Raw genomic sequence first — 25,768 nt, forward strand, 5'->3', positions numbered from 1 at the left:
ACAACCGTGCCCGTATCACCGGGTGGGATTGGGGGTTTAAAGATGTCTCTCTTCCGTGCAGCACTGCTTGCCACCACAACCGCGATCGTCGTGTCGTCGCCGGCCATGGCGCAGGACACCCAGGCCGCCGCACCGGCCGCCGCCGACACCAGCAGCACTGCCGAAACGCCCGGTGAAGCCATCGTGGTCTCGGGCATCCGCGCCTCGCTCAAGAACGCGATCGACGTGAAGCGCAACGCCATCGCCGTGATGGACGTGATCACCGCCGAAGGCGTGGGCAAGTTCCCCGATCGCAACGTGGCCGAATCGCTCTCGCACATCCCCGGCGTCGCCGTGGACCACCAGTTCGGCATCGGCGAGCGCGTGTCGATCCAGGGCACCGATCCGGCGCTCAACCGCATCTTCATCGACGGGCACTCGATCGCCTCGGCCGACTGGGGCGGCAGCCCGGGCGACGTGACCGGCCGCACGTTCAACTATTCGCTGCTCGCGCCCGAAGTGATCTCGCGCGTGGAAGTCTACAAGTCGCCCGAACCGTGGATCGACGAAGGCGCGCTGGGCGGCACGGTGATCGTGCGCACGCGCAAGCCGCTGGACATGAAGGCCAATTCGCTGACCGGCTCGATCGGGGTGAATTACAACGATCGTTCCAAGATCGCCAATCCGCGCGGCTCGCTGCTCTATAGCTGGAAGAACAAGGACGAGACCTTCGGCATCCTCGTCGCCGGCACTTATGACAAGGACTCGCTCGCCCGCGCCGGGATCGAGTACTTCGGCTATTCCACCGGCAAGGATTTCCTCCAGAAGGACTCCGACGGCAATCTGATCACCGACGACAACGGCAACTACGTGCCCAAGAATTCGGCGCTCCAGGTCAATGGCGGTAGCCTCTCCGACCTGGCCAACTCGCGCTATCCTGCCGGGATCAACCACGCCTATTTCAAGCAGACGCGCCAGCGCATCGGCGGCCAGTTTGCCATCCAGTATGCCCCCAGCAGCGCTTTCGAGCTGATCGCCACGGGCATGCACATCCAGGGCACCTACAACAACTTCTCGCAGTCGGAATTCATCTATCCGAACTACAACCCCAGCAACATCTCGTCGGTGACGCTGTCCAACGGCCTGATTTCCAAGGCGACGATGGCCGATGGCACCAGCACGCAGGCCGAGCTGGACATGAACTATCGCAAGACCAAGGTGACCAACGACAGCTACAACCTGGCGGGCACCTGGCACGTCAGCGATCGTTTCACCCTGTCGGGCAACGGCGGCTGGAGCAAGGCGACCGGCGGCACCAACCCCGAATACCTGATGTCGCTCTATTCCAACGGCGGCTACACGTTCGACTACACCGGCTCTTCCACCACGGTGAACTACAACACCGCGCCGACCGACACGAGCCAGTGGGGCCGATTCTCCACCTCGACCCAGACGCTGCCCGATGGCAGCACGATCACCGGCTACCAGATCGGCGGCATCGCCACCTCGCGCCAGAAGGACGAGGAATTCTATGGCCAGCTCGACGGCAAGTGGGACGTGGACGATGCGTTCTTCAAGGACGTGCGCATGGGCATCAAGGCCTCCACGCATGAGAACGCGCTGACCGTGACCGGCTCCAAGGTGTTCTACACCAGCCCGGTCTCGCTGAGCGATTTCACCACCCACCTGACCCCGTCGGGCCTGTTCAACGGCCTCAACGACAACGGCAACTCCAACCAGTTCGCCACGCTGACCGAGCAGGGCGTGATCGACGCGCTCAACGCCGGCCTCTATGTCGACACCGGTATCGACAAGAGCTCGACCTACAAGGTGCGCGAAAAGGTCGCTAACGCCTATGTCCAGTTGGACTTCGGCAGCGGCCCGATCCACGGTTCGGGTGGCTATCGCATGGTCTACACCAGCGACAAGTCGAGCTATTACGCCACGACCGACGGCGGCAACACCTATACGCCGACCGTGTCGAACAAGGACTACCTGAAGTTCCTGCCCAGCCTGAACGTTTCGTGGGACATCACCGACACCTTCAAGCTGCGCGGCGCCGTGGCCAAGGTGATCGCCCGTCCGCGCTATGCCCAGCTTGCCGGCGCATTCAGCCGCAGCGACACGAACCTGACCGCCAGCACCGGCAACCCGGATCTCGATCCCTACCAGTCGACCAACTATGAACTGTCGGGCGAATGGTATTTCCGCCCCGGTTCGCTGCTGTCGGTGGAATACTTCCGTCGCGAGATCAGCTCCTACGTGGTCACCAAGACCGTGTCGGAATTCCTGACCCCGCTGGGCAGCACGACCCCGCAGGAATACCAGGTAACCAAGCCGGTGAATGCCAGCAACGCCACGGTCAACGGGGTCTCGGTCGGCTTCCAGACGGCGATCTGGGGCGGCTTCGGCATCCTGACCAACTACACCTATGCCAACGCCAAGAGCGGCGTCGATGCCGACGGCAACGTGGTCAACCTGCCCTACCTGTCCAAGCACACCGTCAACGTGATCCCCTACTTCGAGAAGGACGGGTTCCAGGCACGCGTGAGCTGGAACTGGCGCAGCGACTACTTCACCGGCGTGGGTCGCCTGAACTCGGTGGACAAGACCGCTGGCTATCACCAGCTCGACGCCTCGATCGGGTACAAGATCAACGAGCACTTCACGGTTCAGGCCAATGCCCAGAACCTGCTCGACTCGACCTACTACGCCTACAGCGGCACCAAGGCGGCGCCGACCGCGTTCTACAAGAATGGCCGCGTCTTCGCTGCCACCTTGCAGTTCGCCTACTGAGCCGCAGCCCCTCGAACGCCCATGGCATGTCTCCTCCCTTGCCATGGGCCCCTCGCAACGCCTGTCGGAAGCTCCGCTCCGGCAGGCGTTGCCATGTCCTGACCCCGCTTGCCCGGAACCCGCGATGAACTGTCCAGCAAAGCTTCCCGTTGCCCGCCGCAGCCTGCTTCGTGCCACGTGCCACATGGCGCTGCTGGCCGGTTCATCGGCCCCGGCGCTGGCCGCAACGCGGCGCGGTGGCACGAGCGCTGGCGGCAACCAGCCCGACCTGTTCATCGGCACGGGCGGCGACGGGCACACCTTCCCCGGCGCCAGTCTGCCGTTCGGCATGGTGCAGGTGAGCCCGGATACCGACACGGCGCGCTGGGATACCTGCTCGGGCTATCACCACGGCGATCCCTCGCTGCTCGGCTTTTCGCACACCCATCTTTCGGGCACCGGCATCGGTGACATGCTCGATGTGCTGGTCGTGCCCGCGCGCGGACCCTTGCGGCTCGATCCCGGCCCGCTCGATCCCAAGACGTGGCAGGGGCCGGATCACGGCTATCGCCTGCGCTACGCCCGCGAGGAAGCGCGCCCCGGGTTCTACCGCGTCGCGCTGGAAAACGGCGTGACCAGCGAATTGACCGCCACCTTGCGCACCGGCATCCAGCGCCACAGCTATCCTGCCGGCGAAGGGCACCTGCTGATCGACTTGTCGCACCTGGTGCTCGACAGTTCGGATTTTCCGCCGCTGATCGATGCCGCCGCGCTGGAATGGCTGCCCGATGGCACGCTGGTGGGCACGCGCCGGGTGTGGCGCTGGGCCAAGGGGCGGCGGATCCATTTCGCCATGCAGTTTTCGCGCGCCCCGGCGCGGATCGAATTCTTTGGCGACGACAATGCGCCTGCTCCCCACGATGCGCGGGCGATCAGCGGCAAGCGGTTGAAAGCGGTGGCCTGGTTCCCCGATGCCGGGGCAGCGCCGATCGTGATCCGCACCGGCATTTCTGCCGTGGACATTGCCGGCGCCCGCGCCAACCTGGCCGCCGAAGCGCCGCATTTCGATTTCGACGCCTATGCCCGCGCGGCCGAAACCGCCTGGGCCGGGGAACTGGCGCGCATCACCGTGAGCGGCGGCACGCCCGCGCAGCAAACCATCATGGCCACCGCGCAATACCACGCCGCGCTGGGCCCCACGCTGCTGAGCGATGTGGACGGGCGCACCATCGGCCTCGATCGCCAGGTCCACACCCTGACCCGGGGCGAAGCGGCCTATAGCGCCTATTCGCTGTGGGACACCTATCGCGCGTTCCATCCCTTGCAGACGCTGATCCGCCCGGCCCACGCCGCCACGATGATGGCCGACCTGATCCGCCAGACGCAGCAGAGCCCCTATGGCCCGCCGGTCTGGCCCTTGCAGGGGGTGGAAACCGGCTGCATGATCGGCTGGCATGCCGTGCCCGTGCTGGCCGAAGGCATGGCCAAGGGCATTCCCGCCGACTATGCCGCCGCATGGCCGGGCATCCGCCGCCGCGCGCTGGATTTCACCACGCCCACGCAGGACAATTCGCTGGGCATCCCGTTCTATGACCAGCTTGGCTATGTGCCGGCCGACCTGGTGTTTGAAAGCGTCAGCCGCACGCTGGAATACAGCTATGACGACTATGCCGCCGCCAGGATCGCGCGCGCGGCCGGTGCCGTGCAGGATGCCGCGCACCTGGAACAGCGCAGCGGCAACTGGCGCAACGTGTTCGATGCCAGCGTGGGCTTTGCCCGCCCGCGCCTGGCCGACGGCACCTGGACCAGCCCCTATGACCCGGTGCAACTGGGCCACTCGTCAAAGTGGCGCGACTATACCGAAAGCAACGGCTGGCAGGCCACGTTCCTCAACCAGCACGACGTGCCCGGCCTGATTGCCGCGATGGGCGGGGACGCCGCGTTCGAGGCCAAGCTCGATGCGCTGTTTGCCGCGCCTTCCACGCTGCCCAAGGGCGCGCCGCCGGATATTTCGGGCATGCTGGGCCAATATGCCCATGGCAACGAACCCTCGCACCACGTGGCCTATCTCTATGCCTGGTGCGGCGCGCACTGGAAGACGCAACGCATGGTGCGCCGCCTGCTCACCACGATGTATACCGACAAGCCCGACGGCATCATCGGCAACGACGATTGCGGGCAGATGAGCGCGTGGTTCATCCTTTCCGCGCTGGGTTTCTATCCGGTCGATCCGGTCAGCGCGGTCTATGTGCTGGGCAGCCCGCTGTTCGATAGCGCGCGCGTGCAGGTGGGCAAGGGGCGCGAACTGGTGATCGAGGCGCGCGGCCAGGGGCCGGACCGGCCCTATTACGGCAAAGTGGAATGGAACGGCCAGCCGCTCACCCGCGCGTGGCTGCGCCATGACGAACTGATCGCGGGCGGGCGCCTGGTGTTTCACATGCAGGCCGAGCCCGACCGGGGCTTTGCCCGCGCGGCGGCAGACAGGCCGCAAGCCGCCTCGTGAGCGCGGCGCTGGCCTTCTTCGCATTGGCGGCGGCGCCCAGTCTTTCCGGCGCCTGCATCGTGGCGGATGCGCCGGCGCGCGCCGGGGCAGACCTGCTGGCGCGGCGCCTGCACGAGCGGGGGATCGATCCCGCGCCCGATTGCCCGGTCACGCTGCGGTTTGAAACCGCGCCCGCGCTGGGTGAAGGTTTTGCCCTGGCGCGCCATGGCCGCACGATCACGGTGCAGGTGGGCCAGGCGCGCAGCGCGGCCTATGCTGCGGGGTGGATCCTGGGCCACTTGATCGAGCGCGATGGTGCGCGAGGGGGCTTCGACAAGCTCAGCCCGAACGGTGGTAATATTAGCGGAATCGTCTCTCCCCACCACCCGTTCGCCCTGAGCTTGTCGAAGGGCACTGGCGCGACGAGGCAGCATGTCCGCCTCGCGCTCCATGGTCCGATCCACAGCGCCCCGGCCCTGGCGATCCGGGGGGACCAGATCGGCATTCGCGCCAAGAACAACAGCTTCGATGCCTGGACCCCGGCGATGCTGGCGCGCCAGGTGGAAGACCTGGCACTGATGGGCGCCAACCGCGTGCAACTGGTGGCGCCGGTGTCGGACGATGCCGCCGTATCGCCGCTTGCCCCGGTGCCGGCGCGAGACGCGATCCTGGCAACCGCGCGCGCGGCCCATGTCCTGGGGCTGCAAGTGGCGCTCTATTATCCGCTGCTGCGCGACTATGCCAAGCCGGCCGACGTGGCCGCCGAACAGGCCGACTTTGCTGCGCTGATCGCGGATTTCCCCGCGCTCGATGCGGTCTATTTCCCCGGCGGCGATCCCGGTCACACCGCGCCTGCGCCGCTCTTTGCCCTGCTCGGCACGCTGGCCGCGCCCTTGCACGCGCGCTTTCCGGCGGCGGAGATGCTGGTGTCTTCGCAGGGGTTCGATGCAGCGGGCTTTGCCGCTTTCGTGGCACAGGTGCAGCAGCGGCCGCCCTGGCTTTCGGCGGTGTTCGTCGGCCCGCAGACCCGCACTTCGATCGCCCGGCATCGCGCGCTGCTGGGCGGCGTGGTGCCGCTGGAGCTCTATCCCGACACGGCCCATGCCATGCATGCGCAACTGCCGGTGCAGGCCTGGCACCCGGCCTTTGCGCTGACGCAGGGGCGCGAGCCGGTCGATCCGCGCCCGCGCGCCATGGCCGCCGCCTTTGCCGATCAGGCGCCGGGCACGCGCGGCTTCATCGCCTATTCCGAAGGCGTGAACGACGATTGGAACCTGGCGCAGTGGCTGGCCCTGGCGTGGAACCCGCGCGCCCGGCCCCGCGCCATCGCGCTGGCCCATGCCCGCCGCTTCATCGGTGACGATCGCTTTGCCGCCCTGCCCGCCGCGCTGGAGCGGGACTGGCAGGGCGATCCGGCGCGCAACCCGGCGACTGCCCGCACGCTCGCGGCCAGCCGCGCGCTGCGCCCGGCGGCCTAGGCCGATTGGCGGATCGATCTCTATCGCTATCGCGCGGTCTATGATGCGCTGGTGGCGCGGCGCTGGGCTGCGGCCAAGGCGGCCGATCGGGCCGCGCGCGCTGCCTTGGCAAAGGCCGGGCAGACCGGCAGCCCGCAGGCCCTGGCAGAGGCGCGCCGCGCGCTGGCGCCGGGCGAGCCACCCGCGACACTGGCGCTGTATCATCAGCTCGAAGCGCTGGCGGCGCGGCTGTGGGACCGGGCGCGGATGCAACTGAGCGTTGCCCGCTATGGTGCGTCGAACTGGGAGCGCGGCGCCAATCTCGATCGCGCCATGGCCGACCTGACCGACCGGGCGTTCCTGCTGCCACGGCTGGCGCAGGCGGAACGGTCGCGAGACGAAGCCACTCGCGTCGCCCTGTTGCAGGCGCTGGCAGATCGCGCAGACGTGCGCCATCACGCGCTTTACGATGACCTCGGCATGCCCGGCGCGCAGCCCCATCTGGTGCGCGGCGCAGGCGAGCTGGCCGATCCGCAAGGGCGCCGCAGCGCGATCCTGGGCGTGGCCGATCACCTGCCGGCCGATGGCTGGCCGCTTGCGGCGCTGACCTATGCCGAGACGCTTTATGAAAACCCGCTGCGGCTGGCCTATCGCCTGCCGCGCGGGCGAGCCTGGTGCCTGCGCTTCACCTGGGCCGGGGAGGATTACTGGCGGGCGATGGCAATCGAGGCCAATGGCCATCAAATCCTGCCGCCGCAGCAGCGCCCCGCCAATCCGGCCTTTGTCGAAGTGCCGATTCCCCCCGCGCTTACCGCGCAAGGCCGGCTTTCGCTGGCGTTCGTCGGCCAGGCCGGCGCAGGCGGCAGCGGACGCGGGCAGCAGGTGGCCGAGACCTGGCTGGTGCCGATATCCGACCAGTTGCGCTGCGAAGGGCGCTGGCAGGGGCCATAATGGCTTGACCTTCCCTCGATAGCGGACACAATCGCGGATGATGTTTGCCAGATCCCTTGCCTCGGGCCTTTTACGTTTTCGTTCAACCGCTTCGGCACTGGCTCTGGCCAGTCTCGCCGTGGCCCTGCCGGCCGGCGGGGCGCAGGCGGCGGATTCCCGGTTCGAACTGATCGGGCCGGATATCAAGGTGATGGTCACGCGCAACGGGCAGGACCTGCCGATCGGCAGCGTGCCCAGCCTGGCCGAGGGCGACACGCTCAAGATCTCGGCCGCGCTGCCCGGTGACCAGGGGGCGCACCTGATGGTCGTTTCCGCGTTCCTGCGCGGCGCCACCAATCCCCCGCCGCGCGAATGGATCGGCGTGGCCCGCACCTGGAAGGACAAGGCCAGCGAGCATTCGCTCAACCTGACCGTGCCCAAGGGCGCGCGGCAGATGGTGGTGCTGATCGTGCCGGAAACCAACGGCGCGCAAGGCACGCTGATCGATGCGGTGCGCGGCAAGCCCGGCGAATTCGTGCGCGCCAGCCAGGATCTCAACCAGGCTTCGCTCGATCACGCACGCCTGATCGCCTTTGTCAGCGCGATCAACGGCGACAACGCCACCCATCCCGAAGACCTCCAGCGCCAGGCGCCCAACCTGGCGCGCAGCCTGGGCATCAAGCTCAACGAGGATTGCCTGTCCAAGGTGGTGGACCAGCAGGCCTCGTGCCTGGTGGACGATCGCGACACCCTGGTGCTGAGCGACATCCACACCAATTCGCTGACCGACACGCTGACCGGCGCGCCGACCACGCTGGCCCTGTCGCTAAGCACCACCACCCAAGGCGGCGCGGGCCTCTACAGCCCCTACATCGGCGTGGTGCGCGATCTGGCCAAAGTGTTCGGCGCGTTCAGCAACCCGCAGTTCAATTACCTGCCCACGCTTTCGGAACTGCATGGCGAAACCGCCTCGCTGAAACTCAACACCGCGCCGTCGTTCAACAAGCCCAAGTCGGTGATGGTCATGGCGATGCCGGCGATCGGCGCCGACAGCCCGCCGCAACTGCGCAATCCCACCAAGGGGCCGATCTGCGCGCCGGGCAATGCCCTGGTGCTGCCGGTGGAAGGGGCGCCGCTGGTCTTTGCCACGGCCTATGCCCATGACATGGCGGTGAAAGTGACCGCGCCCGACGGATCCACCCGCGAGTTTCCCTTGCGACCCCGCCCCGATCAGGGCGGCTATGCCGTGGTGGCCGACAGCCTGCCGCCGGGCGCCACGCTGGCCATGCACATGCATGGGCGCTGGGGCTTTGATCCGTTCGAAGGGCCGGACTACGTGGTGCAGCGGCCCGATGGCGGCACCTGGGCGCGCGCCGCCGGCGCCACCGGGGCGCTGGTGGCCGGGCGCGACAACGAAGTGATCCTGGAAGGCCCCGCGCCGGGCTGCGTCGACGATGTCAGCCTGCGCCTGGGCAACAGCGCCACGAGCCGCAGCGTCACGTTCCGCGCCGTGGATGCCACCCACCTCGCCGTGACCGTGCCGCTGGCCGAAGGCGAGACCGGCGAACTGCGCCTGGATGTGCACCAGCAGAGCCTGGGCACCCCGGCCAGCGTCACGCTGCGCGCGCGGGCGGAAAGCAGCCGGATCGATTCGGTCGATATCCGTGCCGGCGACAGCGAAGCGATGATCACCGGGCAGCGTCTGGAACAGGTCGTTTCGCTGAGCCTGGGCGATGCCGAGTTCCGCCCCGATGGCCTGGTGCGCGACGGGCGGATCGACCGCCTGCACCTGGCCGTCACCGGCAATGCCCGTGCGGGCGATGCCGGCACCACCGCCAAGGCCCAGATCAAGCTGGACGACGGGCGCACCCAGGCGGTGTCGATCCGGATCGGCCCGGCCCGCCCGCGCATCGACCTGATCAGCCGCACGGTCAACGCCGCGCCGGTGCCGCCGGGCACGCGCGCGCTGCGCTTCGCCTCTGACGACCTCTTGCCCGAAGACGCCGAACTGGTCTTTTCCGTGCGCGCCGGGGCCAACACCACGCTGGCGAGCAGCGATGCCATCGAAGTGGCGCCGGCCGGAACCCAGACCGGCCTGCGCCTGACCACGGCCAAGGGCCTGATGGCCACGGACCCCAGCGTGCTGGTGGCAACGATGCGCGCGGCCGACCTGCCGCCCGCCAGCTTTGGCCCGCTGCGCTATCGCCTGGTCAAGGGCGATGGCCAGCTTGGCGCCTGGCAGCCGCTGGCCACCATGGCGCGGCTGCCGCGCATCACCGGCTTTGCCTGCGACAGCGGCGGCTCGCTGCCTTGCACGCTGACCGGGCGCAACCTGTTCCTGCTCGATGCCGTGGGGGCAGATGGGGATTTCACCCGCGCCGTCACGGTGCAGCCGGGCTTTACCGGATCGAGCCTGAAAGTGCCGCGCCCGGCCGATGGCGCGCTACACCTGCGCCTGCGCGACGCTCCACAAGCCAAGGTGACATTGCCCGCCAATCCGGGGTAAGACTTGCGCCATGGATGATCTGTTCACCCGCATCTCGGAAACCGTTCAGGACGCCAACACCACCGAATCCCTGACCCGCGCGCTGCTGGAGCTGTTGCAGCGCGTGACCGGGCTGGAAAGTACCTATCTCACCCGCGTGGACGAAGCCGCCGGGGTGCAGACAGTGCTGTACGCCTGCAACGGGCGGGGCATGGACATTCCGGAAAACTTCTCGGTGCCCTGGCATGACACGCTGTGCCGCCGTGCGCTGGCGCAGGACCATCTGGTGTGCACCGACGTCAGCGCCTGCTGGCCCGAAGTGGAGGCGGCCAAGGCGCTGAAGATCGCGACTTATATCACCACGCCGCTGCGCCTGGCAGACGGCACGCTGGTGGGCACGCTGTGCGGCACCAGCCGCACGCCCACGCCGGTGACCGAAGAGGGCCGCCAGGTGCTGACGCTGTTCGGCATGCTGATCCTGCGCCAGATCGAACGCGAAACACTGCTGGCACAGTTGCACGAAGCCAACCGACAACTGGAGCGGCAATCGCGCACCGATCCGCTGACCGGCCTGCCCAATCGTCGCGCCCTGCTGCACGAGATGGAGCGCCTGTTTGCCATGGCGCGGCGGGTGGAGCGCACGGTGCTGGTCGCCTTCCTGGACCTGGACGGTTTCAAGGCGATCAACGACCAGCACGGCCATGACGCCGGCGATCGCTTTCTGGTGCAGATCGGCCGCCGCCTGGAAGCGGGGCTGCGCAACGCCGATTGCATCGGCCGCCTGGGCGGCGATGAATTCGTGGCGATCGGGCTTGGCCCGCCGCTGGATGACGGCCCGCAAGGCGCGGTTCATGCCTGGCACGCCCGGCTCACGCCGCTGACCTGCGGGGAATACGATCTGGAAACCTGCCGGATCGCCTATCCCGGCGCCAGCGTGGGCGTGATCAGCGCCGATCCGCGCACCCTGACGCCAGAAGACGCGCTGCGCCTGGCCGACGCCGCTATGTACGAAGACAAGCGGCGGCGCCGGGAAGCGGTCACAGTGTCTTGATGATCGCCGAAAAATCCTGCCCGGCATGGCCATCGGCGGCAAACGCGGCATAGAGCTTTTCCGCCAGGTGGCCCATCGGCACCGGTGCGCCGGCCTCTTCCGCCGCACCCATCGCCAGGCGCAAGTCCTTGAGCATCAGCGCCGTGGCAAAGCCGCCCTGATAGCCGTTGTCGGCCGGGGTCTGCGGGCCGACGCCGGGCACCGGGCAATAGCTGGTCATCGACCAAGACTGGCCGGACGCCTTTGACGCGATGTCGTAGAACGTCTGCAAGTCCAGCCCCAGCCGTTCGGCGAGGCGGAAGCTTTCGCAGGTGGCCACCATCGTCGCGCCCAGCAGCATGTTGTTGCAGATCTTGGCCGCCTGCCCGGCACCGGCGGCGCCGGCATGGATCACCGCCTTGCCCATCGCCGCCAGGATCGGCTCGGCCGCCGCGAATGCCGCATCCGTGCCGCCGACCATGAACGTCAGCGTGCCGCCGCGCGCCGCCGCGATGCCGCCGGAAACCGGGGCATCCACGATCGGGTGGCCCGCCGCGCTCGCCACCTCGGCCAGCCGCCGCGCAGTGGCGACATCGATGGTGGAGCAATCGATCAGCAGGGCGCCGGCTGGGGCCGTGCCGATCACCTGGTTTTCGATCACGTCACCCACGATAGCCCCGTTGGGCAGCATCGTCACCACCACGTCGGCGCCTGTCACGGCATCGGCCACGGTGGAACAGGGCGTGCAGCCCGCTTCCTGCGCGGCAGCGAGCGCGGGCGCGGACAGATCGAACGCGCGCACCTGGTGGCCCGCCTTGGCGAGGTTGGCGGCCATGCCGCCGCCCATGTTGCCCAGGCCAATGAATGCAATTGCCGCCATGGCAGCCTCTCCCGTTGTAAGCATTGCTGGTATTGATCGAAGCGGCGTTCGGCATCGGCCCGCTCCCCCGCCTGGCCTTCCAGCGGTGCTATCCTGTGGGAGGCCGGGTGGGGGAGCGGGCTGGTGCCGAACATCGGGATTTCCGGCTGGCCGGAAATCCCGATCGGATGGTCAACGCCCCTGCCAGACGCCGGCGCGCTTTTCCACGAAAGCGGCCATGCCTTCGGCCTTGTCCTGCGTGGCGGTGAGCACCTGGAACATGCGGCGTTCGGCCAGCAGGCCCTGGTCCAGCGTGGTTTCGAACGCCAGGTTGACCATTTCCTTGTTCATCAGCGCGGCCAGCGGCGGCATGGCGGCAATGGTCTGCGCGGCTTTCAGCGCTTCGGGCAGCAGATCGGCGTGCGGCACCACGCGGCTGACCAGGCCGCCGCGTTCGGCTTCGGCGGCGTCCATCATCCGCCCGGTCAGGCACATGTCCATCGCCTTGGCCTTGCCCACGGCGCGGGCCAGGCGCTGCGAGCCGCCCATGCCCGGCGCCACGCCCAGCTTGATTTCCGGCTGGCCGAACTTTGCGTTCTCGCTGGCGATGATGAAATCGGCCATCATCGCCAGTTCGCAGCCACCGCCCAGGGCAAAGCCGTTGACCGCCGCGATCCACGGCTTGCGCGTGGCCTTGACCAGCTTGCTGGTCCAGCCTTCGAAGAAATCCTCGGCATAGAATTCGGCCGCCGGCTTGTCGGCCATTTCCTTGATATCGGCCCCGGCGGCAAAGGCCTTGTCGCCGCTGCCGGTCAGGACCGCGCAGCGCTGTGCCGGATCGGCCTGGAACGCGGCAAAGGCGGTGATCAGGTCGGCCAGCACCTGGCTGCTCAAGGCATTGAGCGCCTGCGGCCGGTTGAGCGTGATCAGCGTGACGGCGCCCTGGGTTTCGACCAGGATCGTTTCATAGCTCATAACGGGGTCCATTCCTCTTGCTGCGGCCCATCCCTGTTAACCGAAAGCGGCGCAAAGATCGCATCGAGTTCGTCCGGCGCCACGCCATCTGGGCTGGCCGGGTTCCAGCGCGGGCTGTTGTCCTTGTCAACGATCACCGCGCGCACGCCTTCGGCAAAATCGGGCCGCACGATCATGCGGCCGCCGATGCGGTATTCCATCGCCATGTTCGCCGCGAAATCAGGCAAGGTCAGGCTGGTGGCAAGCTGGCGCAGCGACACCGCGCAGGAAAACGGCGCACGGGTGTTCAAGGTGGCCAGGGTTTCCTGCGCGAAGGGCGACGGATCGCGGGCCAGCGAGGCAAGGATTTCGGCTAGGCTGTCATGGCTGAAATGGCGCGCGATGGCCTCCGCCCACGCTGCGATCGGCGCCGGGCCGGGGGTGGCGGCCAAGGCATCGAGCGCCTGGCCGACGCTCTCGCCCGCCGCGATGCGGGCCTTGGCCTGGGCCAGTGCGGCTTCGTCCAGATAGTGCGTGGCAAGGCCCGCCCAGAGGCATTCGGCGCCGTCGAGCCGCGCGCCGGTCAGTGCCAGATATTGTCCCAGCCGGCCTTGCAGGCGCGAAAGATACCAGCCGCCGCCCACGTCGGGAAACAGGCCGATGCCGGTCTCGGGCATGGCCAGGCGCGTCTTGGCGGTGGCCACGCGCCAGCGCGCCGGCTGGGAAATGCCCACGCCCCCGCCCATGGTGATGCCGTCCATGAACGCCACCACCGGCTTGGCATACGTGAACAGCAAGTGGTTGAGGCGGTATTCGTGGAAGAAGAATTCCCGTCCGCGCGCGCCGCCGTCTTCCAGCGCGGAGCCGCGCAGCAGGGCAATGTCGCCACCCGCGCAAAACCCGCGCGACAGCTTGGGATCGCCATCGGGCGCGGGCGCGTGGTCGATGATCACGGCGGTGATCGCCGGATCGTCGCGCCAGGCGAGCAGCGCGTCGGTCATCGCCTTGACCATCGGCAGAGTCAGCGCGTGGATCGCGCGCGGGCGGTTGAGCGAGAGAATGCCGGCCGCGCCATCGCGGCGCACGATCACGTCAGGGGTCATTGCAGCAGGTCCCGGCCCACGATCAGGCGCATGACTTCGTTGGTCCCTTCCAGAATGCGGTGCACGCGCAAGTCGCGCCAGAAGCGTTCGATCGGATAGTCGCGCAGATAGCCATAGCCGCCGAACATCTGGAGCGCGCGATCGACCACGGCCGAGCCGGTATCGGTGGCAAAGCGCTTGGCCATGGCGGAAAAGCGCGTCTTGTCCGGCGCACCGGCAGTGACCTTGGCCGCGGCGAGATAGAGCAGCGCGCGCGCCGCTTCGAGTTCGGTGGCCATGTCGGCCAGCACGAACTGGGTGTTCTGGAATTCGGCCAGGGCGCGGCCGAACTGGCGGCGCTCTTTCACGTATGCGATGGCTTCATCCAGGCAGCGCTGCGCCCCGCCGAGCGAGCAGGCGCCGATATTGAGCCGCCCGCCATCGAGCCCGGCCATGGCGATGCGGAACCCCTCGCCCTCTGTCCCCAGGCGGTTGCCGACCGGCACGCGCACGTTGTCGAGGATCACTTGCGCGGTGGGCGAGGCATTCCAGCCGAGCTTGCGTTCGGGCGCGCCGAACGACAGGCCGGGCGTGTCCTTTTCCACCAGCACGCAGGAAATGCCGCGCGGCCCGGCTTCCCCGGTGCGGACCATGATCAGGTAGAGATCGTTGACCCCGCCGCCGGAAATGAACTGCTTCGTTCCATTGAGCACATAGTGATCGCCGTCCAGCCGCGCGGTGGTGGCGAGCGCGGCCGCGTCGGACCCGGAGCCAGGCTCGGTCAGGCAGTAGGAGCCGAGCTTGTCCATCGCCAGCAGGCCGGAGAGATGCTGCGCCTTGAGCTCTGGCGAGCCATAGCTGTCGAGCATCCAGGCGGCCATGTTGTGGATCGACAGGAACGCGGCGGTGGTGGGGCAGCCATAGGCCATCGCCTCGAACACCAGGGCCGCTTCCAGCCGGCCGAGGCCGACGCCGCCGCCCGCCTCGGACACATAGATGCCGCCCAGGCCCAGCTCGCCCGTGGCGCGCAGCACGTCGCGCGGGAACGTGTGTTCCTCGTCCCAGCGGGCGGCATGGGGGGTGATCGCTTCGGCAGTGAACCGGCGTGTCATGTCCTGAATGGCAAGCTGGTCTTCGGTCAGGGCAAATGCCTGAGACATCAAGGGCGCTCCTGCTCCCGCAGCAAAGGCGGTGGTTCTGTTTGGCGGCACCATGGCCCAGCGGGGATAGGCGCACAAATGCCTTTTTGGTCGCATCGGTTGTGCAAAAAAGGGGACACGACCCCATGGTCGCGCCCCCTTCCCGTGCATGCAACTGGCAGGTTTGCCAGTCTGGCCGATCGCTGGCCGATCAGGCGACCGGTCGCCGCGCGTACCAGCCATAGCTGGCAATCACCGCATAGCAGACCGCCGGGATCGCCAGCGCCAGTGCCAGGCTGTGCGTTACGTCAGCCACGCCGCCGGTCAGCAGCGGCAGGACCGCGCCGCCGAAGATCGCCACGTTGATGATGCCCGAACCATCGGCCGCGCGCGCGCCCAGCTTTTCGCAGGCGAGGCTGAAGATGGTGGGGAACATGATCGAGTTCATCAGGCCGATGGCGAGCAGGCTGTAGCCCGACACGACGCCATTGGTGTGGGTGGACAGCGCTATCAAGGCAATCGCGAGGATCGCGTTGAACGCGAGCGCCTTGCCCGGTGCAACCTTGCGCAGCACGGCCGAGCCGATGAAGCGGCCAACCATGGCCCCGCCCCAGTAGACGCTGATGAGCTTGCCCGCAGCGGCTTCTTCCAGGCCCATGACATGGGCCTGGCGCAGATAGTTGACGATCAGCGAGCCGATCGAGACTTCGGCGCCGACGTAGAGGAAGATGCACAGCGCGCCAAAGCCGAAGCGCGGGCGCTTGAGCAGATCGAGCCCGGCCAGACCGCCGGATTGGGTGTGCTTTTCAGCCGGCAGGCGATTGCGGAACGACCACACCACTGCCGCGACCAGCGCCAGCGCGACGGCCAGGCCGATATAGCCCTTCACGATCGCGCCGCTTTCCGCCGTGCGATAGGCATCGAGCGCCGGGCCGGTGAGATCGGCGGCCGAAACCTTGGCCAGGCTGCCGAGGATCAGCGCGGCGCCGAACCAGGGAAACAGCGTGGTGCCCAGCGAATTGAACGCCTGGGCAAAAGTCAGGCGGCTGGATGCGGTGCGCGCCGGGCCAAGCAGCGAGATCAGCGGGTTGGCCACGACCTGGACCACCACCACGCCGCTGGCCAGCACGAACAGCGCGAGCAGGAACACGCCATAGGTGGCGCTTTGCGAAGCCGGGATGAACAGCAGGCAGCCAGCCATCATCGTCAGCAGACCCACGACCGCGCCGCGCATGTAGCCGATGCGCTTGACCAGGCGGGCGCCGGGAATGCCGATCACGGCATAGGCGGTGAAGAAGCAGAACTGCACCAGCATCGCCTGGGTGTAGTTCAGCGTGAACAGTTCCTTGAGCTTGGGAATGATCACGTCGTTGAGCGAAGTGATCCCGCCAAAGATGAAGAACAGCCCGATGACGAAGACCTGCAACTGCGGGGCGTCGATATGGGCGGCTCCGTCCGGGCCGTCGGGATGGGCGCCCGCAGCAAGATCGGGGGCAAGGGCCATGGTGATGTCTCTCCTAACGCTCCCTCACCCTTTGGGCGGGCAGGGAACGACGCTTCCAGTTGCCTCGACACGCGCATTGCTGAGCGTCACGACAAATCCCTGCGGCGCCGTGATGCGAAGCGGGGTGCCCACCTCCTTGAGGTTGGCGCCGGCATCGGCAAAACAGCGCAACGGAATTCGTGTCTGGGTAACGGCCCCCTGCGGCGCAAGACGCAGGAGCGATGCCACATCCAGGCTGCCCGTGCCAACCGAAACCTTGATCGGCCCGGCCGGCAGCGCGTCGATCCGCCAATCCAGCCGAACTTCAAAGCCTTCGTCGGCCTGGCGGGTGAGATCGACGGGCGGCCCGTCGATGGCCAGCGCGCCGGGCGCGGCCCAGGTGAACTGCCGCGCATCTTCCTGCGCGGCGAGATCGACCGAACGCGCGGTGACGGCATTGTCCAGTCCGAGGTGCCAGGGCGACGGGGCCACGCCACGGTTGAACCAGAGGTTGTCGCTCGCGGCCGCCGAGAGATCGACGCGCGGATCTTCGTTGACCGGGCCGACCGACTGGGCATGGGCATAAGTCAGGCCATAGCCGGCCGGGAACAGCGGCGCAGTCACGGGCGAGCGCGCATCGGCCGGCCAGGGGAACGGCAGGGTACCGGCAAAATCGCGCGCCGGCTTGCCATTGGCCCCGGCCACGAGAACGTCGGCCACGCCGGCGCCCTGCGTGCCGGGCAACCAGGCCGCGACAAAGGCGTCGGAAGCATTGAGCAGCGGCCCGGCAAACAGCGGCCGACCCGAGAGGAACACCGAGACCACCGGAATGCCCTGGGCCTTGAGCCGGGCGATCAGCGCATCTTCGCCATGGCGCGGGCGGAACGCGAGATTGGCCACGTCGCCCTGGAATTCGGCATAGGGCGCCTCGCCATAGACGACCACGGCGACGTCGGGCTTGTCGGTGAACTGCCCATCGGGCGAGAGGGTGGCCTTGCCACCGGCCTTGGCCAGGGCATCGACCAGGCCGCGCCCGATCGTCTCGCCGCGCGGGAAATCGGCGGCCGCGGTGTCGGTGCCCTGCCAGGTGATCGTCCAGCCGCCGGCCTGCATCGCCATGCTGTCGGCCCCCGGCCCCGCCACTAGCACCTTGGCGCCGGGCTTGAGCGGCAGCAGGCCGCCGTTGTTCTTGAGCAGGACCAGCGACTTGGCCACCGCTTCGCGCGCCACGGCAAGATGCGCGGGGGCGCCGAGCTGATCGGGCGCACCGCGCAGGACCGGGGCTGCCCCCATCAGCCCGAGCTTGAATTTCACGCGCAGGATGCGGCGCACGGCATCGTCGATCCGCGCCATGGGAATCGCGCCCTGCTGCACCTGGGCCAGCGTGGTGTCAAACAGGCCCTTCCAGCTATCGGGCGCCATCGCCATGTCGAGCCCGGCGTTGAAGCTGGCCGCGCACGACGTGACCGTGCAGCCTTCGACCTGGCCATGGCCGTTCCAATCGCCCACGACGAAGCCGCCAAAGCCCATGCGGCCCTTGAGCACATCGGTGAGCAGCGAACGGTTGCCGTGGTTCTTCACCCCGTTCCAACTGGAAAAGCTGGCCATGACGGTGAGCGCGCCGGCATCGATCGCGGCGGGGTAGCCCTGGGCATGGCGGGCCACGAGTTCGGCCTCGCCGATGCGGGCATCGCCCTGGTCCTTGCCCTCGAACGTGCCGCCATCGGCCAGGTAGTGCTTGGCGGTGGCCGCCACATGGGTGCTATCGACCGGGCGGCCTGCGCGCAGCGGGCCTTGCAGGCCGGTGACCATGGCGCGGCCATAGGCGGCGACCAGCGCGGGATCGGCGGCATAGCCTTCATAGCTGCGGCCCCAACGCAAGTCTTGCGGCACGGCCAGCGTGGGAGCGAAGGTCCATTCGATGCCGGTGGCGGCAATCTCGTCGGCCGTGGCCGCGCCGATGCGCTGCACCAGTGCCGGATCGTGCATCGCGCCAAGGCCGATGTTGTGCGGGAAGATCGTGGCGCCGGGCAGGTTGCTGTGGCCGTGCACGGCATCGACGCCGAACAGGATCGGGATGCCCGCCCCCGCCTTGGCCGATGCGGCGCGATATTCGCCCACCAGCCGCGCCCACTCCGCCCCGCTGGCGCGCTCGTTGCCATAAGGGCCGCTGTTGCCGCCGGCCAGGATCGAGCCGAGCGGATAGCGTTGCAGATCGGCCGGCGTGACCGAGCTGATATCGCCCTGGATCATCTGGCCGATCTTCTGCGCCAGCGTCATGCGCTTGAGCAGCGCGGTGATCCGCGCTTCGGTGGCGGGGGCGGTGATCGCTGCCGGGCTGTGCGCAGCGGGCCACTGCGCGGGATGGGCGGTGGCGCGCGCGGGCAGCGGAGGCGCTGCGCTGGCCAGTGCAGGTTGGGCCAGCGCGGGTTGAATCAGGGCCATCAGGCCGGTGGCGGCCAGCAGCAGGCGGCGCGGGATCATGGCAGGTCCTCTCTCGGGCAAATCTTGTGAACGTTCTCAATTGCGGTTTGTGGCATGCCGGGCGATGGAGATCAACGGGCTTTATCGCGCGGGTTCAGGCTTGGCGGATGGACAACAGCAAGGCGCTGGCCAGGATCGCGCAGGTGGCCAGCACCAGGAACAGCGCGCCAAAGCCGAGCGTAGGCACCAGCCCCACCGCCAGCCATGGCACGATCAGCGAGGGCACCGTGTTGGTCAGGTTGAACAGCCCGAGATCGCGCCCGCGCCGATCGGGCCGGGGCAGGACGCGCAGGGTCTGCCCGGCATGCAGCGCCAGGAACACCGCCATGGCCAGCGCAAACAGGGCATAGCCCGCCAAGGCCACGGCCTTGCCCGGCGCCAGCGCCATGATCACCAGGCCCAGCGCGACCAGCGCGGCAAGCAGGGCGAGCGGGCGCCAGGGCCGCACTCGGCGATCGGCCCAGTGCCCCACGAGCAGGGCCAGCGGCACCGACAGGGCGAGCAACACTCCATAGATGCGCGCCATGGTGGCAGGATGCATCGTGGCATCGATCGACAGGAACCAATAGGCGATGAAGGCAAACAGCGTGGCTTCGGCCAGTTGCACCAGGAGCCGCGCCAGCCACATGCGCCGCACTGGCCCGGTGGGCGTGGGAGCGCATGGTGCGGTGGCGGCGGCCGATACCACCGGAGCTTGAGCCGGCATCAAGCGCGGCCCGAAGAGCAGCAGGGGCAGGATCGAGAGCACCACGATCAGCGCCAGCACGGCCACCCGCGTGGCAAAGCCCACGCCCGGCCCGCCATGCAGCGCGGGCAGCGTGACGAAAGCCCCCACCGCGCCCGACCAGGCCGGGGCGAAAGCCAGCAACCCGCCGAGCACGCCCTTGTGGCGATCGGGCACGCAATCGCCCGCCCAGGCGGCCAGTGGCCCCAGCACCATGTTGAGCGCGGCCTGCCAGGCAACCAGCAGCGCGATCAGGCCGGGTAGCGTGGTGGCGAGCGGCAGGGCGAGCAGCAGCGCGCTCGCCAGAACCAGCCCCACCGCCACCCAGGCGCGGCGATGGCCGGTGCGGTCGCTCGCCCAGCCCCAGGCGATATTGGTCAGGCTCGCCGAAACCGCGCCGATGAACGTGAGCGTCGCCAGCCACGGCACTGCCGCTGGCCCGGCCAGTTCGGCCACGCGCAGCGGCAGCAGCAGCGTGAGCAAGGGGCCATAGCCCGCCGTCGCCCCGGCCCAGGCCAGGGCATAGCATAGCAGGAACGGCCAATCGCTGCGGCGCGCAGCGGGCGCGGCCAGCACGGCCTCAGCCACGCGGCGGCGCCACGGATTCGCGCAGAACCAGCCCGGCGGGCACCACCACCGGCGCGGCGGGCACGGTGCCGTCACGCTGCGCGGCGATGATCAGGTCCACCGCGCGCGCCACCGTTTCGGCCACCGGCTGGTCCACCGCGCTCAGGGCCGGGCGGGCAAAGCGCACCACCGGGGTGTTGTCGAAACTGATCAGCGAGAGATCGTCGGGCACGGCGAGGCCCAGGGCATGGGCGACGTCCAGGCTGGCCAGCGCGGTCTGGTCGTTGCTGGCGATGATCGCGGTGGGCCGCTCTGCCTGGCCCAGCAAGGTTCGCGCCGCGCTGGTGCCGGTGGCAAAGCTGAAGTCGCTGGCGGCCAGCAGGCCATCGGTGGGCAGGCCGGCATCGGCCATGGCGGCGCGCCAGCCATCGACGCGCCATTGGCTGAGGCTGTATTCGGCATTGCCGGCGATGAAGCCGATGCGGCGATGGCCCAGCTCGATCAGCGCCTGCGTCGCTTTGCGCGCCGAACCTTCGTCGTCCATGATCAGCGGGATGCCGCCGCCCCGCCCCAGCGAGCCGATGCGGGCAAACGGGATATTCTGGCGCGCGAGCACGCCCACGATCAGCGGATTGTCCGAATGCGGCGGGGTGAGCACCACGCCATCGGGTTGCAGCGCGGCAATGGCGGCGAGCAGTTCGCGCTCGACATGGTCGTTGTGGGTATCGACCAGTTCAAAGATCATGCGATAGCCATGTTCGGCGCATTGCAGCATGCCCCCCAGCAGCATCTGGTCCACCCAGTCGCTGCCCTGGCGCGCGCGCCAATCGGCGATCGTGCGGTCGCGATCGTTGAGCGCGAGGATCAGGTACGAACGCGAGCCGCTCATCCGCTGCGCCGCGATAGAGGGGACATAGCCCAGCCGGGCAATCGCCTCGCGCACGCGCTCCTGCATTTCGGGGCGCACGTTGGGTTCGTTGTTGATCACCCGGCTGACGGTTTGCAGCGAGACGCCGGCATCGGCAGCCACGTGCTTGATCGTCACGGTCTGACGGCGGCGCGCCATGAACTGCCTGCTATCCTTTATTTCGTCGCGGCCGGAGCGGCCACAGCGGCATCGCTTTGCCAGACGCGGACCCAATCGACCATCATGCTGCGCGGGAAACCCGTGTTGTCCACGCCCCCGCCATTGCGGCTTTCGGGCAGACCGCCGCCGATGGCAAGGTTGAGCACGAGGTGGAAAGGTTGATCGAACGGCGCCAGCGGATCGGCGCTGCCGGTGGTGGACCATTCCCCGGCGCGCCGGGTTTCATAGGGCACGCCATCGATGCTCCAGGTGATCGATCCGGGCGCCCAGTCCACGGCATAGGTGTGATAGCCATCGACCGGGGCGGGAATTGGCGTCTCGGCGCCAAGATGGCGATTGGCCGGCGGGGTGCCGCCGAAGTGGATCGTGCCCAGCGCGTGATCCTCCCGCCCGGCGGTGCAGGTGGGGCACGGCACACCCAGGTTCACCGTTTCGAGAATGTCGATCTCGCCCGAGGCGGCCCAGTGGCCATAGCGATCCTGCGCGGGCAGCATCCAGATTGCCGGCCAGCTCCCCTGCCCGCCCGGCAGCTTGGCGCGCACTTCCACCCGGCCATAGCGCCAGGCCGCCTTGCCCTTGGTGCTGAGCCGCGCGGACGTGAACGGCTTGTCGGCACGGGCGGCGCGCTTTTCCGGGCTGTCGCGCAGGTCGACCGGATAGGCCGGGCCGCGCCAGGGTTCCTTGCGCGCGGTGATCACCAGCTTGCCATCGGCGAGATGCGCGTTGGCCCGGCGCGAGGTGTAGCATTGCCGTTCCTGGTTGCCGCCGCCCCAGCAATCATCGGCCAGCGTCCAGCGCGCAGGATCGATCGCGGTGCCGTCGAACTCGTCGGACCAGACCAGGTGCCAGCCCGGCGCTGACGGCGGCGGCGAACTGGCTGCTGCAGCAGCCGACGCGAGCAGGGCCAGCGCCAGGCTCATGCAGCAGCCCCGGTGCGCGCGCCGCAGTAGTGATCGACATAGGCCGCGTGGCCGGGCAGGCCCTGTACCGTTTCGGCCACTTCGCGGCGCAGCCCGGCCAGCAGGCGGTCCAGTTCGTCGTCGCGCAACTTGGCCGCCACGGGGTGATAGGCGGCCGGCATCAGCCCCTGGCCCATCATCACCTGGACCCAACTGTTTTCGGCAAACAGTTCCTCGTTCTTGCGGAACACGCGGCCGGTGCGGGCGAACAGGTCCATGCGGTGCGCAAGCGTTTCGGGCACTTCCATCCCGGCGCACTGGCGCCAGAACGGGCTGTCGCGCCGCTCAGTGGCCTTGTAGTGCAGGATCAGGAAATCGCGGATCTGCACCATGTCGGTCATCTGCTGTTCGTTGAATTCGGCAATGTCGGCCGGATCGGGGCGCTGGCCCACCGGCAGCAGGCGCAGGATGCTCAGCACCGCGCGCTGGATCAGGTGGATCGAGGTGGATTCGAGCGGTTCCATGAACCCGCCCGACAGCCCCACGGCCACGCAGTTCTTGACCCATTGCCGGCGCCGTGCCCCGGTGGTGAAGCGGATGCGGTTGGGCTCGGTCAGAACCTGGCCTTCCACGCTCGAAAGCAGGTGATCGAGCGCCTGCTCTTCCGAGAGATAGCGGCTGCACCAGACGATGCCGTTGCCCTGGCGGTGTTGCAGTGGGATGCGCCATTGCCAGCCGGCATCGTGCGCGATGGCGCGGGTATAGGGCACGGGCGGGCGCACGCTGGCGGTCTGCACGGCAATGGCGCGGTCGCAGGGCAGCCAGTGGGTCCAATCGTCGAACCCGGCATGCAGCGCCCCTTCGATCAGCAGGGCGCGAAAGCCGGTGCAATCGAGGAACAGATCGCCTTCCACCCGCCGGTCACCATCCAGGCGCAGCGCGGCAATCGCCCCGCTTTCGCTATCGAGTTCCACGTGCGCAATGCGGCCTTCGATGCGCGTGGCCCCGTCCGCTTCGGCCAGGCGGCGCAGGAACGCGGCATAGAGCCCGGAATCGAGCTGATAGGCGTAGTTCATCCGCCCATCGGGCAAGTGGGCAAACCGTCCGGCGCGGGCCGCCATCAGTTCCAGGCAATAGTCGTCATAGGGCTGCGCATGGCCGCGGGCGCGGCCGTGCAGCCAGAAGTGCTGGAACCCGGCGCTCCAGTGATCGCGGCCGGTGCCGCCGAACGAGTGGAAATAGCTTTCGCCCGCTGCCTTCCAGTTTTCGAACGCGATGCCCAGCTTGAATGTGGCCTGGGTGGCGCGCATGAAATCGGCTTCGGCAATGTTCAGCAGGCGGTTGTAGGCCACGAGCGGCGGAATCGTGCTTTCGCCCACGCCCACTGTGCCGATCGCCTCGCTTTCCACCAGGGTGACCGTGGCCACCGGGCCGAGGGTGCGCGCCAGCGCGGCGGCGGCCATCCAGCCGGCGGTGCCGCCACCGGCAACGACGATGCGCAGGGGTTCAGGATTCATCGGCTCAGGCTCCGAAGCAGGAAGGCGCGGATGCGCCCGGCGGCGGTGGCATCGAGCGGGGCGAGGATGCCCTGCCCGGCTGGCGGCAGATGGGCACGCGCGGCCTCTCCGCCGGAAAAGACATGGTGTTCGAACAAGGCGCGCCATTGCTGGCGCTCTGCCTCGGGCAGATCGCGGATCGCCAGGATCGCGTGGATCAGCGCGTCCTGCGGCTGGCCCAGCCAGCGCGGGGTGTCACGCCACCAATAGTTGACCAGCACATTGAACGGCGCGGTGGCATCGACCGCGTGATACCAGCCGCTGGGGATGAACAACGCGTCGCCCGGTGCCAGATCGGCCACCTGGGCATGAGCCAGCGCGCTGGCATAGCCGGGATGGCGCAGCGGATCGGGCGCGTCGGGATCGACCATGCTGACGGCGCGGCCGGCTGGCGTGTTGGCCAGCGGGCCGAGATAGAGGTTGGCGAACTGATCGGGCGGGAACAGCGTGAAGCACCGCTGCCCCACCGCGCAGACCGCCAGGTTGTGGGGGAAATCGTTGTGCGCGGCGACCCGCGTGGCCGTGCCGATCCACACGCTGGCCAGCGCCTCGCGATCACCCAGCGGCATCGGGTTGGCCGCGTCCAGCCCTTCGAACCAGCCGGGAATGTCGATCGAGCCCATGTAGACCAGGCGCCCGTCGGCGGTCTGCTCGGCCGCATCGAACCGCGCCCAGATCGCCGTGAGCGGCTCCTGCACGGTCTGGAAATTGACCTGCATCGCCGGGTCGTAAAACAGGCGGCCCCCCGCCTGCGGCCCGGCGAGCGAGACGGTGAAGGCGCGCGGGCGGGCATGGGCAGCCAGATGCGCGCGGGCCGCTGCGGCGCCATCCCGCCCGGCCTGCACCAGCGGCCAGTGCGCCGCCAGGGCGCGCACCACGAACGGCGTGGTTTCCTGCGCCAACAGGGCATCGAGCGCCGCAGCATCGGGCGCGGTGACCTCGCGCACGGCCCCTTTGTGCACGGGAAGCGGGGTTTCAGCCACGCCCGCGCCGCGCCATGAGATCGGGAAAGCGGCCCAATGCGGCCACGGCCATGTAGATCGGCAGGAGATACCCTTGCGCGTTGAGATCGCCCAGCGCCGCGCCATCGAGCGCGGCAAGGCGATCTTCGGCGATGATGTGATAGCCCACCAGACTGCGGGTGGAGCCTTCGGCCAGCGGCACTTCCAGCGTGAAGGGTTCGAGCAGGTCGTGCCGCTCCAGCGCGTCGAGGAACGCAGCCGTGTCGCGCCAGCCCGCATCGAGCGCGCCAAGCTGCTCCGCCTTGGCGGCAAGATAGGGCGTGGGCGCGCCGGTTTCGTCGAACAGGCGTTGCCCGGCGGGCGCGCCGACGCGGGCATGGGCCAGATCGATGTGGACCTGCGGCACGTCATCCTCATGCCGGGTGCGGCCGATCAGGAACGGCTGCACCGCGTGGGCGAGCGGGACATAGGCCGCGTCCCAGCGATCCTGATGCAGGAACAGGTTTTCCCCCTGCTCGAACCCGAACAGGGCCAGCGGGGCAAAGCGCCCGGTCTGCCCGTCGCGGCGGAACACGATGGGATAGTGCGCCGCCACGGCGCGGAATTCGGAGGGCACCACCAGGCACCCCATCACGCCATCGCCCCATTGCGCCCCCGCGCCGCTGGCCACGGTGAGATCGCGATGGGTGGCATTGTCGAGCAGGGCGTGGCGGCTGCTGGTCATGGGTGTGCGGCGTCCTCTCTGGTCATGCTCTTGCCCGCTCTTGTTCCATCCCCCGCCGCCGCAATCAAGCGCTGCGCGGGGTGGAGCGAGGGACCGTCCAGCCGGCCGGC

Annotated in this window: 18 protein-coding genes; 6 read left to right on the forward strand and 12 right to left on the reverse strand. The window is 68.4% G+C overall.

Annotation, left to right across the window (positions count from 1 at the left end):
- Window positions 1–42: 42 nt before the first annotated feature.
- The 6 genes from IE191_RS07830 to IE191_RS07855 all read left to right on the forward strand — a co-directional run bounded on the left by IE191_RS07830 (window position 43) and on the right by IE191_RS07855 (window position 11,159).
- On the forward strand, window positions 43–2,775 hold the full coding sequence (locus IE191_RS07830) for a TonB-dependent receptor (protein WP_191323824.1): 2,733 nt from the start codon (window positions 43–45) through the stop codon (window positions 2,773–2,775).
- Between the two features lie 124 nt (window positions 2,776–2,899).
- Window positions 2,900–5,257, forward strand: coding sequence for a GH92 family glycosyl hydrolase (locus IE191_RS07835; RefSeq protein WP_191323825.1), 2,358 nt, complete (start codon window positions 2,900–2,902; stop codon window positions 5,255–5,257).
- The gene (locus IE191_RS07840) at window positions 5,254–6,714 is read left to right on the forward strand and encodes a glycoside hydrolase family 113 protein (RefSeq protein WP_191323826.1); all 1,461 of its coding nucleotides are present in this window, start codon (window positions 5,254–5,256) and stop codon (window positions 6,712–6,714) included. Before IE191_RS07835 ends, IE191_RS07840 begins: the two co-directional genes overlap by 4 nt.
- Window positions 6,715–6,765: 51 nt before the next feature.
- The gene (locus tag IE191_RS07845; RefSeq protein ID WP_191323827.1) at window positions 6,766–7,644 is read left to right on the forward strand and encodes a hypothetical protein; all 879 of its coding nucleotides are present in this window, start codon (window positions 6,766–6,768) and stop codon (window positions 7,642–7,644) included.
- Window positions 7,645–7,684: 40 nt separating this feature from the next.
- Complete coding sequence (locus IE191_RS07850) at window positions 7,685–10,129, forward strand: hypothetical protein (protein ID WP_191323828.1); 2,445 nt, start codon at window positions 7,685–7,687, stop codon at window positions 10,127–10,129.
- A gap of 10 nt (window positions 10,130–10,139) precedes the next feature.
- Complete coding sequence (locus IE191_RS07855; RefSeq protein WP_191323829.1) at window positions 10,140–11,159, forward strand: GGDEF domain-containing protein; 1,020 nt, start codon at window positions 10,140–10,142, stop codon at window positions 11,157–11,159.
- On the opposite strand, the gene mmsB is transcribed toward IE191_RS07855, so the two are convergent.
- The 12 genes from mmsB to IE191_RS07915 all read right to left on the reverse strand — a co-directional run bounded on the left by mmsB (window position 11,146) and on the right by IE191_RS07915 (window position 25,658).
- Window positions 11,146–12,018 carry a 3-hydroxyisobutyrate dehydrogenase gene (mmsB, locus tag IE191_RS07860; protein ID WP_191323830.1) on the reverse strand — a complete coding sequence of 291 codons (873 nt, stop codon included), beginning with the start codon at window positions 12,016–12,018 and terminating at the stop codon, window positions 11,146–11,148. The two genes, IE191_RS07855 and mmsB, sit on opposite strands and share 14 nt — an antisense overlap.
- Before the next feature lie 171 nt (window positions 12,019–12,189).
- Window positions 12,190–12,972: an enoyl-CoA hydratase-related protein gene (locus tag IE191_RS07865; RefSeq protein ID WP_191323831.1), complete on the reverse strand. Its 783-nt coding sequence runs from the start codon at window positions 12,970–12,972 to the stop codon at window positions 12,190–12,192.
- The gene (locus tag IE191_RS07870) at window positions 12,969–14,054 is read right to left on the reverse strand and encodes an enoyl-CoA hydratase/isomerase family protein (RefSeq protein WP_191323832.1); all 1,086 of its coding nucleotides are present in this window, start codon (window positions 14,052–14,054) and stop codon (window positions 12,969–12,971) included. Before IE191_RS07870 ends, IE191_RS07865 begins: the two co-directional genes overlap by 4 nt.
- Window positions 14,051–15,193, reverse strand: coding sequence for an acyl-CoA dehydrogenase family protein (locus tag IE191_RS07875; RefSeq protein ID WP_191323833.1), 1,143 nt, complete (start codon window positions 15,191–15,193; stop codon window positions 14,051–14,053). The genes IE191_RS07870 and IE191_RS07875 overlap by 4 nt, the downstream gene beginning before the upstream one ends.
- A 190-nt stretch (window positions 15,194–15,383) precedes the next feature.
- Entirely contained in the window at window positions 15,384–16,676 is a 1,293-nt protein-coding gene (locus tag IE191_RS07880) for a sugar MFS transporter (protein ID WP_191323834.1), read from the reverse strand.
- Window positions 16,677–16,700: 24 nt separating this feature from the next.
- Window positions 16,701–19,139 (reverse strand): glycoside hydrolase family 3 protein, encoded by a 2,439-nt coding sequence (locus IE191_RS07885; protein ID WP_229815183.1) that lies wholly within the window; start codon window positions 19,137–19,139, stop codon window positions 16,701–16,703.
- Between the two features lie 94 nt (window positions 19,140–19,233).
- A complete protein-coding gene (locus IE191_RS07890; protein ID WP_229815184.1) occupies window positions 19,234–20,451 on the reverse strand; it encodes an MFS transporter in 1,218 nt (405 codons plus the stop codon).
- Entirely contained in the window at window positions 20,444–21,496 is a 1,053-nt protein-coding gene (locus IE191_RS07895) for a LacI family DNA-binding transcriptional regulator (protein WP_191323835.1), read from the reverse strand. The genes IE191_RS07890 and IE191_RS07895 overlap by 8 nt, the downstream gene beginning before the upstream one ends.
- Before the next feature lie 17 nt (window positions 21,497–21,513).
- Window positions 21,514–22,437 (reverse strand): glycoside hydrolase family 16 protein, encoded by a 924-nt coding sequence (locus tag IE191_RS07900; protein WP_191323836.1) that lies wholly within the window; start codon window positions 22,435–22,437, stop codon window positions 21,514–21,516.
- Window positions 22,434–23,933 (reverse strand): tryptophan halogenase family protein, encoded by a 1,500-nt coding sequence (locus IE191_RS07905; protein ID WP_191323837.1) that lies wholly within the window; start codon window positions 23,931–23,933, stop codon window positions 22,434–22,436. Before IE191_RS07905 ends, IE191_RS07900 begins: the two co-directional genes overlap by 4 nt.
- Window positions 23,930–24,934: a cupin-like domain-containing protein gene (locus IE191_RS07910; protein WP_229815185.1), complete on the reverse strand. Its 1,005-nt coding sequence runs from the start codon at window positions 24,932–24,934 to the stop codon at window positions 23,930–23,932. Before IE191_RS07910 ends, IE191_RS07905 begins: the two co-directional genes overlap by 4 nt.
- 13 nt (window positions 24,935–24,947) lie before the next feature.
- Window positions 24,948–25,658, reverse strand: coding sequence for a SapC family protein (locus IE191_RS07915; RefSeq protein ID WP_191323839.1), 711 nt, complete (start codon window positions 25,656–25,658; stop codon window positions 24,948–24,950).
- Window positions 25,659–25,768: the final 110 nt, after the last annotated feature.

The sequence above is a fragment of the Novosphingobium pokkalii genome, assembly GCF_014652855.1.
GTDB lineage: Bacteria > Pseudomonadota > Alphaproteobacteria > Sphingomonadales > Sphingomonadaceae > Novosphingobium > Novosphingobium pokkalii.

Coding starts and splice junctions, on each gene's coding strand:
- IE191_RS07835 (WP_191323825.1), top strand. CDS start 2,900: ATGAACTGTCCAGCAAAGCTTCCCGTTGCCCGCCGCAGCCTGCTTCGT.
- IE191_RS07880 (WP_191323834.1), bottom strand. CDS start 16,676: ATGGCCCTTGCCCCCGATCTTGCTGCGGGCGCCCATCCCGACGGCCCG.
- IE191_RS07885 (WP_229815183.1), bottom strand. CDS start 19,139: ATGATCCCGCGCCGCCTGCTGCTGGCCGCCACCGGCCTGATGGCCCTG.
- IE191_RS07850 (WP_191323828.1), top strand. CDS start 7,685: ATGTTTGCCAGATCCCTTGCCTCGGGCCTTTTACGTTTTCGTTCAACC.
- mmsB (WP_191323830.1), bottom strand. CDS start 12,018: ATGGCGGCAATTGCATTCATTGGCCTGGGCAACATGGGCGGCGGCATG.
- IE191_RS07915 (WP_191323839.1), bottom strand. CDS start 25,658: ATGACCAGCAGCCGCCACGCCCTGCTCGACAATGCCACCCATCGCGAT.
- IE191_RS07870 (WP_191323832.1), bottom strand. CDS start 14,054: ATGACCCCTGACGTGATCGTGCGCCGCGATGGCGCGGCCGGCATTCTC.
- IE191_RS07895 (WP_191323835.1), bottom strand. CDS start 21,496: ATGGCGCGCCGCCGTCAGACCGTGACGATCAAGCACGTGGCTGCCGAT.
- IE191_RS07900 (WP_191323836.1), bottom strand. CDS start 22,437: ATGAGCCTGGCGCTGGCCCTGCTCGCGTCGGCTGCTGCAGCAGCCAGT.
- IE191_RS07875 (WP_191323833.1), bottom strand. CDS start 15,193: ATGTCTCAGGCATTTGCCCTGACCGAAGACCAGCTTGCCATTCAGGAC.
- IE191_RS07855 (WP_191323829.1), top strand. CDS start 10,140: ATGGATGATCTGTTCACCCGCATCTCGGAAACCGTTCAGGACGCCAAC.
- IE191_RS07865 (WP_191323831.1), bottom strand. CDS start 12,972: ATGAGCTATGAAACGATCCTGGTCGAAACCCAGGGCGCCGTCACGCTG.
- IE191_RS07905 (WP_191323837.1), bottom strand. CDS start 23,933: ATGAATCCTGAACCCCTGCGCATCGTCGTTGCCGGTGGCGGCACCGCC.
- IE191_RS07830 (WP_191323824.1), top strand. CDS start 43: ATGTCTCTCTTCCGTGCAGCACTGCTTGCCACCACAACCGCGATCGTC.